Here is a 13298-nt window from a genome sequence, read left to right on the forward strand (position 1 = left end):
AAAGAGTCGGGAGATTGCAGACCTCTATGAAAAGTTAACTCGTCGCATTTTCAGGATTAAAAAAATGTCAGATCTTCGTCAACAAGCCCTCGATTATCATGAATTCCCAGTAGCAGGTAAAACCGCTGTTTGCCTGACTAAACCAGCAGAAACCAGTATGGATCTCGCACTTGCGTATAGCCCGGGTGTTGCAGAGCCTGTACGTGAAATCGCTGCTAATCCTGATGATGCTTATCGTTATACGGCGAAGGGCAATACCGTCGCTGTTATCTCAAATGGTACCGCCATTTTGGGACTAGGCAATCTGGGGCCATTAGCTTCTAAGCCGGTTATGGAAGGCAAGGCGTTGCTATTTAAGCATTTTGCTAATATTGATGCGACTGACATCGAAGTTAAACATCGTACAGCCGAAGAGTTTATTAATACCGTTGAAGCCATTGCCGATACATTTGGTGGTATTAACCTTGAAGATATCAAAGCCCCTGAGTGTTTCGAAATTGAGAAGGCTTTGATCGAGCGTTGCAATGTACCTGTGTTCCACGATGATCAACACGGTACGGCCATCGTTACCGCGGCGGGTATGATCAACGCGCTTGAAATCCAAGGCAAAGAGATAGATAAGGCAATCTTTGTCTGTATGGGGGCCGGGGCTGCGGCTATCGCGTGTATGACAATGCTGGTTAAGTGTGGCGTTCAGCGTGAAAATGTCTATATGCTTGACAGGAAAGGGGTTATTCACACCCGTCGTGAAGATATCAATGAATATAAGGCATTGTTTGCCAACAATACTGATAAGCGTACCCTGCAAGAAGTCATTAAAGGCGCCGATGCGTTCTTAGGCCTGTCGGGCCCGGATGTGCTTGCTGCCGAAGATGTTGCTTTAATGGCGGATAAACCGGTTATCTTTGCTTGTTCAAATCCGGATCCTGAGATTAGACCCGAGATAGCACATGATGTTCGTAAGGACTTGATCATGGGCACAGGTCGTAGCGATTACCCTAACCAAGTCAACAATGTACTTTGTTTCCCATTCATTTTCCGTGGTGCTTTAGATGTTAGGGCTTCGAGAATTAACGATGAGATGAAGATTGCAGCGGTTAATGCCATTGCGGCACTCGCCAGAGAGGAAGTCCCGGCTTCGGTCTTAGCGGCTTATCCGAATGTCAGTGAATTAAGCTTTGGTCCAGATTATGTGATCCCTAAACCAATGGATCCACGCTTGCTGTCTAATGTCGCTAAAGCTGTGGCCCAGGCTGCTATCGATTCCGGTGTCGCTGCCATCGAAACTTTGCCGGATAATTACATGCTTTAATTTTTCCGTTCGAGATTGAAAGGGGCCTTTGGGCCCCTTTTTGTTTTTCTATTTACAGCTGTTAACTCTCTGAAAATATTCTTTAATACATGGTTTATCATTCCGTTGGTCGTAATCTTTAATTTTGGCAGCCGAACCACGGCAGATAATTATCGTTGTGAAGAGCAAGAATTGTTTGTATTGTGGGATTTTAAGCGTTAACGAAAAGTTAACGTTAGCTCAGGTCTTATACCGATTGGTATTATGACCAACTTAATCCAGATTTCTGACATTAATAATAATAAATTCTGCAGGAAAGCGGATAATGAAACTAACACAAATTTTAACCAGAAAACTCACGGGGTTTTGGCTACTGTCTCTTGCCGCAGTGGCTTTTATATTCCTGCTTACCGCCTTGGTCAGTTTTACACAGCTGACCTATAAGTTTCAGCAACAAAAAGTGTCAGAGATTGAGTCTATGCTTGTGCATCATTACGAGCACGACAGTAACAGCGCTCTATCCTCCTGGCTTCCCTCTATTTTGACTGCCTATAAGGCATCAAAATTTCAACTGCTGGAAAATGGTCAACCTATATATGAGTATCAAACTGATGATGCTGGTAAAGGCCATGTTACTTACGAGAGCGTGCTGATCGAAGAGCGGCATCTTAAGCTCTCCATGACGCTCCCACAGCCGTTTCAAATGTATGATTTAAGTTGGTATGAACTCCTTATCCTGTCTGGCGGCATCATATCGGTGGCATTTTTTGTTCGATTTGGACATCAATGGTTGTCAGTTCAGCTCGTGGGGATCGAAGATCTGGCGGCTCGAAGTAAGCTTATTTTGAACAATGAATATGAGCAGGCACTCGCCGAGAAAGGGCATGGTAAGCCCAGGATGATTAACCGAGCCTTGACTCATATGCTGCTCGAACTCGATGATGCCCAAAAGCAGCGGGCGAGGTTCGATCAGTTTATTCGTTCAAATACGTTTCTCGATCCTGAAACCGGAATTGGTAACCGACTATTTTTGAAGAATCGCTTAGACGCACTGAGTAATGCTCGTGGAATGATGGCTCCCGGAGTGATGTTTCTTTTGGAGATGGAAGATCTCGATCTCCTGCAGCAGGAGTTAGCCGACGAGTCGATAGAGGCTCTGCTGCTACAGACCATCAATGATATTAATCAGATATTAGATACTCAGGCTAACAGTATATTTGCCCGACGCTCATATAATCAGTTCGCCATTGTTGTGCCACAGATCTCCTTGAAAGACGCCGAGAAATTAGCGGTAAAACTGCTTAAGGTATGTTTGAGTCAAGCATTACCGGCAACACAAAATAGTGATGATTTCTATCATATTGGTGTCGCCTATTTTAAGGTGGGTGAGACTAAAGAGCAGTTGCTGGATGAGTCTGAGCGGGCACTGAGAGCGGCTCAATTTCAAGGAGCCAGTGGTTGGTTTATGTATGATAAAGGGGCCGTGGACGAAGAGTTTGCCAAGGGCTCCGTTCGTTGGCGAAGCTTCCTCGAATATGCCCTGGTTAATCGGCGGCTGGTCGTTTTTTCTCAGCCAGTAGTTGATAGTGATATGGAGACGCATCATCTCGAAATTTCGAGTCGTATCCGTGATAATCAAGACAACCTAATCAGGGCGACCCTCTATATTCCTATGGCTATTAAGTGTGGTCTAACGCCTCAGTTTGAGAGGCAGGTGATCGAGACCGTGCTGTTTGATCTGCTCAGTGACCGCAGCGACACCACCACAAGATACAGTGTGAATTTGAGTCTGGATACCTTGCTAAGCCGCGCCTTTATCCGCTGGCTTAAAACCACCTTGCTGGAATATCGACACCTGACCTCCAGACTGATATTCGAAGTCAATGAAGACATCGTCGTTCATCATAGAGAGCAGCTAAAAGATCGTCTGGATATGATCAGAAAGATGGGGGCAAGCCTCTGTGTCGATCGGGTAGGGCAAGAGGTGGTGAGCACTCAATATATCAAAGAGTGTCATTTCGACCTGATCAAACTTCATCGTTCAATCGTTCGTCAGATTCATTTAAGGCAAGAAAATCAACTGTTTGTTCGTAGTCTGATTGGAGGGTTATACCGCACCGATGTTCAGGTTTTTGCCGATGGCATCGAATCATTTGAGGAGTGGCAAACCTTGAAAATCCTGGGGGTGAGCGCGGGGCAAGGGAGCATCTTCAGCGACCCTATTGAAGAGGTCTAGTTTGATTCAAAACCTGACGACTGTGTCCGTAAAGCTGCATTTAATTTGCGTAAATCGGACTGTTGTTTTGGTTCTATTTGCGTTGCTATCTGGTTTATTGCATGTGCATGGCTTGTGATCTCTCAATAACAAGCCTACTTTAAATCTATATACCAGTTAATCTGTCGGTGTTTTTTCTATAAAATTATAAGATTAGTCGTTACAATGAGCGTAAGAAAATTGACGCTCGCCGTGTATGTTTAATACAAGGGGAGCTATTTGTGTAGGCAGATTAGTTGCAATTGTTTCCGGACTATCTCAACTTAAGATACACATCGGGTAAGTGGGTAAAGGGATTATAGGCATTCTTTGATGGGAAAGAGTCTTTTTAGCAGGTTGGCTTTCTGGCAGAAATCTAATTCAAAAATCAAAATAGGCATCTATGTCTGCCCTGATAAGCTTATTGTTTATCGGGCCATTGATGATTCCGAAAATTCGGATGAGCTTAAAGCTACCTATGAGTTTGTGTTCGATGGCACCGATTGGTCAGGGGTCTTTGCACTGATAGCAAAGCAATTTGCGCCTGCCCAGATTCAGATAACCTTGTGCTCCGCTTTTTATCAGCTCCTGCTAGTCGATAAGCCCAATGTCGAATCTGAAGAGATGACGCAGGCCTTGCTCTGGTCTGTTAAAGATATGGTAAGCCAGCCTGTCACCGATATTCACCTGGATTACTTCGAGCCTCCATTACCGGGTCATACCAAATTAAATGTTGTGGTTGTCGAAAAGGCCAGCTTGAGTGCCTTAGTGTTAGCCGCGAAAGATCACGATATGGAAGTCGTGGGAATTAATATTGAAGAGATGGCTGTGACTAACCTATTCACCGAAGAGGCTCAGGCGCGACTGGTATTGAGTCATACCTCCGGTCAGGAGTTGCTGTTGACTGTCGTCAGGCAGGGTGAGTTATTTATGCAGCGACGTGTGAGGGGATTTAATCAGCTCGATAGTGTGAGTGCTGAAGATCTTGCATTTGGCCTGGCCGATAACCTAAGCCTGGAACTACAGAGATCCATGGATTATTTTGAGAGCCAATTGCGTCAGGCTCCCGTGGCATCGATCGAGCTATTGATTAATGGTCATGTCGGAAAGCTTGCCGAGCTGGTTAGCGCTAACTTTAACCAAAAGGTTAATGCGATTGAAGTTGACTCTGTTGAGGCTAAGATGGCTGCTCTGGCCTTGGATGAGTTTAATCGAGATGAGTCGGCAGAACGAGGTATGAATTCATGACGATGAAGACCAGGGTTAACCTCTTTTCTGCTTCACTTTTGCCACCGGAGCTGAGGTTATCATTCAATCACCTTACTCTGGTGTTGTTGGTTTTGGTTGGCCTGTTCACCATAGCCATAGGCGGAAGTTATGCGTTAGTCTCGGCTCTGGAAACCGACAAAGCAGAGTTGAATAAGCAAAAGCGTAACCTGGACAATCAGAAGCAAGATCTTGAGACTGCGCTGGCCAATCGGGCACCGGATTCGGCCCTTGTCGATGAAGTCGATCTTCTGTCTCAACAGGTGGAGCTGAAACGTATGCTACTCGGAGAGTTGAGTCAAAGAGAAGCATTGACCAGTCATGGTTATTCGCCTCTGATGAAAGATCTCGCTCGCGTTGCCAATAGCAATATTTGGCTCAGCAGAATCCAGGTCGATAATAATAGCTTTATTTTCGAAGGTTTTAGCTCCGCGCCTCACAGCGTACCACTTTGGGTCGATCGCCTGAAATTAACTGACACGCTCAAGGGGCATGCATTTGCTTCGATGACGATGAGTCGTGGAGAGGGCAAGCCATTAGCATTTACCCTGACCAGCAAAGCGGGCGATAGTGTGGAGAATAATCAATGAAGCAGAGATGGCAAGCATTAGGTGAGCGCTTCGATCTGTTGAGTCAACGTGAAAGGGTGATGGTAGCAACGGCTGCTGTCGTCGTAATCGGTATGCTTTGCTACCTGCCGCTCGAGTCTCTATTACTGAAATATAACGCCCTCTCTAAACAGATAACGGCGATCACTGCCGAAAATAAAATATCGCTGCAACAGATCGAGCTATATGAGCAACGCTTAGCTCAAGATCCCAATGATGAGTACAATAACCGCCTTCAGGTTCTCAAGCAGCAGAGTGCAGATCTCGACGATCAGCTGTCATTTCAGATGGTCGATATGATCCCTGCGGATCATATGCCTACCCTGTTGAGTCAGTTGTTAGGCAAGGTAACTGGTATAAAGTTGCAGGAGTTTAAGTCTATTGCACCGACTCCGCTCCTGGCTCTCGATGATGAGAAGAAAACGAATCTATATAGCCATGGTATCCGCCTCACATTAGAGGGGGATTATTTCTCATTGCTAAAGTTTATCGAAGCCGTTGAAAGTATGCCCAATAAGCTCTACTGGAAACAGATGGATTACAAGGTTGAAGAGTATCCTGGCGCTAATGTCGTTTTGGAACTTTACACCATAAGTGTCAATAAGGACTTCATCAGTGTTGCAAATTAAGGCGAGCTCACTCTTTTCAGTATTCGTGTCACTGCTGGTGCTAGTGACGAGCACTCTCCATGCTGAAACATTACGTGACCCGACACGGCCGGGCAGAGGCGCTGTTATCACAGATGCCAGAGCGTCTGGCCATGCCAACGCTTTGGTACTCAATAGCGTATTGAAGGGTGAAACCTCATCCCACGCTGTGATCAACAATAAGATCTTTGTCTTAGGTGATAGGGTGCAGGGTGTGAAAATAGTTAGAATAGACTCAAGTTCGGTGTCCTTGGCCGATGGACGTAAATTGAAAATGTACCAAGCAATAACAGAGACAAAGGGAAATAAATTCAAATGAGAGCGATTAACATTATTACGCCTCTGATAGCGCTTTTGTTGGCAGCCTGCCAAACAACGGACAGGCCACAGCCGATAGAATCGAAGCAAGTTTTGTCTGATTCGGTACAAGCTGAGCAGAACAGAACCACGACACCACCTCCTGCTGTTATGCCCGATGCGATTCAAAAAGAGTTGGCATCGAAAGAGCTACTCAGTGGTTTGTCTCCGGTATTGAGAACCGAACGTCGTTTCGATGTATCGGCTAATGATGTCGATGCAAAGGTCTTTTTCCCAAGTCTGGTGCAAGGTTCTCCCTTGAGTGTTGCCGTTCACCCGGGCGTGTCCGGGACGATTTCACTCTCGTTGAAGGGGGTCACGCTCAGTGAGGCGCTTCAGGTAGTGGAAGATATCTATGGCTACGAAGTCAGCCGCGAAGGCCGAATTTTACGCATTTTCCCATCGGGCATGCGCACCGAAACATTTCCGCTAAACTACCTGTATATGGAGCGTCAGGGACTGTCGTTGACCTCGGTCAACTCGGGTCGTATATCCGATAGTAACGACTCAAATTCGAGTGGCAGCAACAATAGCAATAACAGTAGCAATAACAGCAACAGTAACTCCTCGAATAATAACTCCGACTCGAATGGCAATAATAGTAGTAATGATACGACCAACGGCACATTCATTCGCTCTACGACAAAGACCGACTTCTGGGGAGAGTTAGAGAAAACTCTGGTCTCTATTGTGGGCAGCACTGGTGGCGGACGTCAGGTGGTGGTAACGCCGCAAGCTGGCTTAGTGACGGTTCGTGGTTATCCTAACGAATTAAGACAGGTGCGTACCTTCCTACAAACGGCTGAAACTCATCTTCAGCGTCAGGTCATCCTGGAAGCGAAGATTTTAGAGGTGACGCTTTCTGATGGTTATCAACAAGGGATCCAATGGGATAACGTTCTCGGTCATGTGGGGAGTACCGATATCACCTTCGGCACAAGCGAGAACACTGAAGGGCTGGGCGATTTAATCACCAATGCCATCGGCGGTGTGACCTCATTAAGCGTTAAGGGTTCAAACTTCAATACTATGATCAACCTGCTCGATACTCAGGGCGATGTCGATGTACTTTCGAGCCCCAGGGTAACGGCTTCAAATAACCAAAAAGCGGTGATAAAAGTCGGTACAGATGAATACTTCGTGACTGATGTGTCATCGACGACCGTTGCCGGTACCACTCCGGTGACGACACCTGAGGTTGAATTAACACCATTTTTCTCTGGCATTGCACTGGATGTGACCCCACAAATTGATGGTGAAGGTAATATCTTATTGCATATCCACCCCTCGGTTATCGATATCAAAGAGCAGACGAAGGTGATTAAAATATCGGGCAGTTCTCTTGAGCTACCTTTGGCTCAGAGTGATATTCGTGAATCTGACACTGTGATTAAAGCCAAAACCGGTGATGTGGTGGTTATCGGCGGTCTGATGAAGAGCGAGAACATAGAGGTTGAATCTAAGGTGCCACTCCTTGGTGATATTCCTCTGGTTGGCGAACTGTTCACCAATAGGTCAAAATCACTTAAGAAAACGGAACTTGTGATCTTACTTAAGCCAACCGTTGTCGGCGCCGATACCTGGAGAAAAGAGTTACAAAAATCCAAGGCACTATTGGATCGTTGGTATCCGGAAGAAGATGAAAACGGACAAGGGCAGTAAGTTTTGTATCTGCAACACTTCGGGCTGGCGGAAACCCCGTTTTCGCTGACGCCCAATACCGAATTTTTCTTCGGATTAGCGCCTCATGTTGAGGCGTTACAGGTTCTTCAAACTGCACTGCAAACCGGTGAAGGCTTCATTAAAGTTACCGGTGAGGTGGGGACGGGTAAAACCCTCATCTGTCGAAAATTAATCAATGAACTTCCCAAACGATTTCATTGTGCCTATCTGCCCAACCCCTATCTCTCTCCTGCAGAACTCAGATGGGCAGTAGCCCTCGAATTGGGGCTTAAATATTCTGCCGATATCGACCAGATGCAACTTACCGGGCTGATACAGCAACAGTTATTGGCTCTGTGTGCCCATGGTCACTCCATCGTATTAGTGCTCGATGAAGCGCAAGCCCTGCCCGATGAGAGTCTCGAGGCATTGCGCCTCTTTACCAACTTAGAGACCGAGAGCCGCAAGCTATTGCAGGTGGTGCTGTTTGCCCAGCCTGAGTTAGATCAGAGGCTGAGCTTGCACAACTTCCGACAACTAAGACAAAGAATTACGTTTAGTTACTGCCTGAGAGCCTTGACCTTAGATGAAGCCGAAGCCTATGTGCAGCACCGCCTGTCGGTTGCCGGAAGAGTGGGTAAGCCCTTGTTTTCCCATAGGGACACACGCCTGCTGGCTAAGGCATCTAAAGGGATCCCAAGATTGATTAATATTTTGGCTCATAAAGCACTATTGCTCAGCTTCGGAGAGGGGTCACACCAGATCGAATATCGACACGTGAAGGCTGCAATTGTAGATACAGAGGATACGAAACTGGGTTTTCAAACTAACTGGTTATGGTTCATGGGATTTGGCATGATGTCAATGTTAGCGGGTGCTGGCCTTCATCTGTTTTATGGAGGCGTATCATGAGCGTGATCAATACCATGCTTAAAGATCTGGATAAGCGCCAACAGTCTCACGAACTGGAGAATTTACATGTGGCGCCGGTGCAATATCAAAGCTCCACGCCTTCAAAGCTTCCCTGGATGTTATTGGGCCTCGTCTCCCTTGTCTTAGTGTCAGGTATCGTTTTCAGTTGGGATCGATTAACCGCTAAGGTGTCTGACGATGAAGCGGTACTCTCAGTCGATAGCAAGTCTACTGAAAACAAGGCCGTTGATATCAAGCTTGCTGAAAACATGGCAACTGAGAATAAGGCCGGTGCACTAGATGAGCCAGGGCTTACATCGGTGGCTGCACCTTCGATTGGTGCCGATAATCGGGTGGCCCCTGAGGGTAAGCCAGATGCTGGTGTTACTGTTAAAAGTGAGCAGCGACTAACCCAATTGCCTGCCATTCCCGAGCAAAAACGCTCGTCTGAGAGTGGAGTAAAAGCTGCTGCCAAACCAATCATCAAAGAGCAACAAGTGGCGGCCGAAGAAGCGCTCCCGGTCATAACCAGTAAAAAACAAAGGACGACTTCGACGCCTGTATCTCAGTCTGTTAAAGCCGAAGCCCCCGTGGTTCGATCAAGCAATAATGGTTCAATGGCCGTGACTGAGGTGAAGCTGTCTGATGATCAGTTAGCGCAGAAGAGACTCATGTTGGCGAGCGAGGCGGAGCAGCAGGGAGGGCAAAATGATGCCATTGTTTATTACAATGAAGCTCTCACACTCAACCCCAAACTACATCAGGCAAGAAAGCAGCTTGCCGCGCTATATTATGGCAAAGGTCGGCTGGATCTTGCCACCGATCTCTTGAGGCAAGGGATCAGCCTGTTTCCTGCAGAGTTTGACTATGTTTTGCTACTCGCTCGCGTTCAGCTGGCATCGGGTAACAAGGCGCAAGCCTTATCCACCCTTAGTCAGATCCCCGATAGCAGCTTGTTGGCAAGACAGAAGTGGGTCGAGCAGAGTAGTCTGGCACAAGAGGTCAGTGATTTTGTATTAGCCGAGCAGGGTTATCGCAACTTACTCGGTGTGGAGGCCAATCAGGCCAGATGGTGGATGGGATTAGCCTATTCACTGGATGCACAGGCAAAGTATAGCGCCGCTAAGGATGCCTACAAGCAGGCTGTCTTATACAAATCGGTGCCTGGGAAGGGCTTGTCGGCTCAGGCATTTGACTATATTGAAAACAGATTGACGCAGTTAGGAGAGATTGAGTGAAACCAAAGTTAAAGATGCGTCTGGGTGATCTCCTCGTTCAAGAGCAGATCATCAGCGAGCCTCAGTTAATGGAGGCTTTGACCGAGCAGCGAAGTACCGGCAAGAAGCTGGGACGCACCCTGATCGATCTCAACAGTATCTCCGAAGAGCAGCTACTCAGGTTTCTGTCTCAACAGCTGCACATCCCTTTTATCGATATCAGTAAGCGACCTATTCCTCCGGAGGTTGTTAACCTGTTACCCGAGGTTCAGGCGCGTCGTTTCCGTGCGCTTGTCGTAGAAGATAACGGCGATAGTGCCTTGGTGGCCATGAGCGATCCCGCTGATCTTCAGGCGATGGATAATCTCGAAGTACTGCTCACCCCTAAAAGATTAGAGATCGCGGTTGTTACCGAGGGGCAGCTGCTCGATGCCTTCGATAATATCTATCGCCGAACTGATGAAATTGCTCAAATTGCCGGAAAGCTCGAAGAGGAATATGCCGCCGACGATCAATTCGATCTCGCGAGCTTAACCGACAGCGACAGCGATAACGAGACCACAGTTGTTAGATTGCTGCAGTCGATATTCGAAGATGCGGTGCAGATGCGAGCGTCCGATATTCATATCGAACCCGGTGACAAGGTGCTGCGCATCAGACAGCGTATCGATGGCCAACTGCATGAAAATATCCTGCCGGAGGCGAGTATCGCCGCGGCCTTAGTGTTAAGGCTAAAGTTGATGGCAGGTCTGGATATCTCTGAGAAGCGTTTGCCGCAGGATGGCCGGTTTCATATGGAGATTAAAGGCCATCAGATAGATGTTCGTATGTCGACTATGCCTATTTACCACGGTGAGTCGGTGGTGATGCGTCTGCTGGATCAATCCGCGGGCCTGTTGACCCTGAACGAAACTGGTATGCCACCCGAGATCCTGGAAAGGGTGCGCAAGCAGATTAAACGTCCCCATGGCATGTTGCTGGTAACCGGGCCAACGGGTAGCGGTAAAACCACCACCTTGTATGGTGTGTTGAGTGAGCTCAACACCGCAGATCGTAAAATTATCACGGTCGAAGACCCGGTGGAATATCAACTTCCCAGAATTAACCAGGTACAAGTTAACCATAAGATTGGCTTAGACTTCTCTAACGTACTGAGAACGACCTTGCGTCAGGATCCGGATATCATCATGGTCGGTGAGATGCGTGACCAAGAGACCGTAGAGATCGGACTCAGAGGCGCCTTGACGGGCCACTTCGTACTGTCGACCCTGCACACCAATGATGCGGTGACCAGTGCGTTACGTCTGCTGGATATGGGGGCGGCGAGTTATCTGGTTGCCAGTGCGTTGAGGGTGATTATTGCCCAGCGTCTGGTGAGGCGAGTATGTCAAAACTGTGCCAGAGAGTATGAACTGACGGCTCAGGATAAGGCCTGGCTCAACAGTACCAGTCAGCAAGATTTTTCTCAGGCTAAATTCAGAATTGGATCGGGCTGTCAAAGTTGTAACGGCAGTGGTTACCGGGGACGAATAGGCATATTTGAGATACTCGAGCTCGATGAGGCGATGATCGATGCCATGCGTACAGGCAATCCCCAGGATTTTGCCCGAGCAGCATACTTAAGCCCTAACTTTATTCCGTTGGCCGTGTCAGCTTTTAAGTATTTAGCCGAGGGTATGACTACCATAGAAGAGGTGGCTAAACTGGTAGAGGATGTCAATGAGACCGAGTCTCCTCTGTCTATAAGGCAGCAACAAGGAACTGAGTTTTAATTGATGGCCGCCGTTAGAGACAACGGATTTATGATCATCGAAGCAGTGACTGAGAGTAACAGAGAGCAATTGAACATGGTAAAAGCTAATGGCGACCTATAAATATCGTGGGCGGGATGCACAGGGACAGCAGGTGACCGGATTGGTCGATGCGGCCTCAGAAAGTGCGGCCGCCGATCAGTTGATGTCTCGCGCTGTGATCCCATTAGAACTCGATGAGGCCAAGGAGAAGCGAGAGTTTTCTCTGGCTTCTCTGTTTAAGGGCAAAGTGTCACTCGATGAGCTGCAGATCTTCTCCAGGCAGATGTATTCCCTGACTCGTTCGGGGATCCCAATCCTCAGAGCGATCGCAGGTCTTTCAGAAACGACACATTCACAACGAATGCGGGATGCGCTTAACGATATCTCTGAACAGCTCACCTCGGGACGTCCACTTTCATCGGCGATGAATCATCACCCCGATGTGTTCGATGCGCTTTTTGTCTCTATGGTCCATGTCGGAGAGAATACCGGTAAGCTGGAAGATGCCTTTATTCAACTCGCGGGTTATATCGAGCGTGAGCAGGAGACCCGCCGACGGATCAAGGCGGCGATGCGATATCCCATCTTCGTACTCATTGCCATAGCTCTGGCCATGGTGATCCTCAATATCATGGTGATCCCCAAATTTGCCGAAATGTTCTCCCGTTTCGGCGCCGATCTTCCCTGGGCGACCAAGGTACTTATCGGAACCTCTAACCTGTTTGTTAACTATTGGCCCGCCATGCTTGTTGGTCTCGTCGCTACCTTTATCGGTATCCGATACTGGCACAGCACAGAGAAGGGGGAGAAACAGTGGGACAGTTGGAAACTGCATATTCCGGCTGTCGGTAGCATCATCGAGCGCTCGACCCTGTCACGCTATTGCAGAAGCTTCTCCATGATGCTGAGCGCTGGCGTGCCCATGACCCAGGCACTCAGTTTGGTCGCCGATGCGGTCGATAATGCCTATATGCATGACCGAATAGTGGGCATGCGTCGTGGTATCGAGTCCGGCGACTCTATGTTGAGGGTCTCTAATCAGAGTCAATTGTTCACGCCACTGGTACTACAGATGGTTGCCGTAGGCGAAGAGACGGGGCAGATAGATCAGCTGCTCAACGATGCCGCCGACTTCTATGAAGGGGAGGTCGATTACGACCTGAAAAACCTCACCGCCAAGCTGGAACCTATCTTAATCGGATTTGTGGCAGGGATCGTGCTTATATTAGCATTGGGTATTTATTTGCCTATGTGGGACATGCTCAACGTTGTCAAAGGCGGCAGCTAGTTA

General features: G+C 47.8%; 11 protein-coding genes. All 11 read left to right on the forward strand.

The features are described 5' to 3' along the window. Positions 1-64 precede the first annotated feature (64 nt). A complete protein-coding gene (locus SSED_RS02815; RefSeq protein WP_012140887.1) occupies positions 65-1312 on the forward strand; it encodes a malic enzyme-like NAD(P)-binding protein in 1248 nt (415 codons plus the stop codon). Between the two features lie 304 nt (positions 1313-1616). Continuing rightward, positions 1617-3527, forward strand: coding sequence for an RNase E specificity factor CsrD (csrD, locus tag SSED_RS02820; RefSeq protein ID WP_012140888.1), 1911 nt, complete (start codon positions 1617-1619; stop codon positions 3525-3527). Positions 3528-3878: 351 nt separating this feature from the next. Then, the gene (locus SSED_RS02825; protein WP_012140889.1) at positions 3879-4793 is read left to right on the forward strand and encodes a hypothetical protein; all 915 of its coding nucleotides are present in this window, start codon (positions 3879-3881) and stop codon (positions 4791-4793) included. Further along, on the forward strand, positions 4790-5401 hold the full coding sequence (locus SSED_RS02830; RefSeq protein ID WP_012140890.1) for a PilN domain-containing protein: 612 nt from the start codon (positions 4790-4792) through the stop codon (positions 5399-5401). The genes SSED_RS02825 and SSED_RS02830 overlap by 4 nt, the downstream gene beginning before the upstream one ends. Then, positions 5398-6048: a type IV pilus inner membrane component PilO gene (locus SSED_RS02835; protein ID WP_012140891.1), complete on the forward strand. Its 651-nt coding sequence runs from the start codon at positions 5398-5400 to the stop codon at positions 6046-6048. Before SSED_RS02830 ends, SSED_RS02835 begins: the two co-directional genes overlap by 4 nt. Further along, complete coding sequence (locus SSED_RS02840) at positions 6035-6385, forward strand: hypothetical protein (RefSeq protein ID WP_012140892.1); 351 nt, start codon at positions 6035-6037, stop codon at positions 6383-6385. Before SSED_RS02835 ends, SSED_RS02840 begins: the two co-directional genes overlap by 14 nt. Next, complete coding sequence (gene mshL / locus SSED_RS02845; protein ID WP_012140893.1) at positions 6382-8085, forward strand: pilus (MSHA type) biogenesis protein MshL; 1704 nt, start codon at positions 6382-6384, stop codon at positions 8083-8085. Before SSED_RS02840 ends, mshL begins: the two co-directional genes overlap by 4 nt. A 3-nt stretch (positions 8086-8088) precedes the next feature. Next, positions 8089-8997, forward strand: a complete 909-nt coding sequence (locus tag SSED_RS02850; protein ID WP_012140894.1) for an ExeA family protein — start codon at positions 8089-8091, stop codon at positions 8995-8997. After that, positions 8994-10235 carry a tetratricopeptide repeat protein gene (locus SSED_RS02855; protein WP_012140895.1) on the forward strand — a complete coding sequence of 414 codons (1242 nt, stop codon included), beginning with the start codon at positions 8994-8996 and terminating at the stop codon, positions 10233-10235. Before SSED_RS02850 ends, SSED_RS02855 begins: the two co-directional genes overlap by 4 nt. After that, positions 10232-11986 carry a GspE/PulE family protein gene (locus SSED_RS02860; protein WP_012140896.1) on the forward strand — a complete coding sequence of 585 codons (1755 nt, stop codon included), beginning with the start codon at positions 10232-10234 and terminating at the stop codon, positions 11984-11986. The genes SSED_RS02855 and SSED_RS02860 overlap by 4 nt, the downstream gene beginning before the upstream one ends. 88 nt (positions 11987-12074) lie before the next feature. Beyond that, on the forward strand, positions 12075-13295 hold the full coding sequence (locus SSED_RS02865) for a type II secretion system F family protein (RefSeq protein ID WP_012140897.1): 1221 nt from the start codon (positions 12075-12077) through the stop codon (positions 13293-13295). Positions 13296-13298 lie beyond the last annotated feature (3 nt).

Origin of the sequence: Shewanella sediminis HAW-EB3 (assembly GCF_000018025.1) — a bacterium.
Taxonomy (GTDB): Bacteria; Pseudomonadota; Gammaproteobacteria; order Enterobacterales; family Shewanellaceae; genus Shewanella; species Shewanella sediminis.

Bases quoted from the DNA above. Each gene is read 5' to 3' on its own strand.
- SSED_RS02865 (WP_012140897.1), top strand. From the start codon at position 12,075: ATGGCGACCTATAAATATCGTGGGCGGGATGCACAGGGACAGCAGGTG.
- SSED_RS02825 (WP_012140889.1), top strand. From the start codon at position 3,879: ATGGGAAAGAGTCTTTTTAGCAGGTTGGCTTTCTGGCAGAAATCTAAT.
- SSED_RS02815 (WP_012140887.1), top strand. From the start codon at position 65: ATGTCAGATCTTCGTCAACAAGCCCTCGATTATCATGAATTCCCAGTA.
- mshL (WP_012140893.1), top strand. From the start codon at position 6,382: ATGAGAGCGATTAACATTATTACGCCTCTGATAGCGCTTTTGTTGGCA.
- SSED_RS02835 (WP_012140891.1), top strand. From the start codon at position 5,398: ATGAAGCAGAGATGGCAAGCATTAGGTGAGCGCTTCGATCTGTTGAGT.
- csrD (WP_012140888.1), top strand. From the start codon at position 1,617: ATGAAACTAACACAAATTTTAACCAGAAAACTCACGGGGTTTTGGCTA.
- SSED_RS02830 (WP_012140890.1), top strand. From the start codon at position 4,790: ATGACGATGAAGACCAGGGTTAACCTCTTTTCTGCTTCACTTTTGCCA.
- SSED_RS02855 (WP_012140895.1), top strand. From the start codon at position 8,994: ATGAGCGTGATCAATACCATGCTTAAAGATCTGGATAAGCGCCAACAG.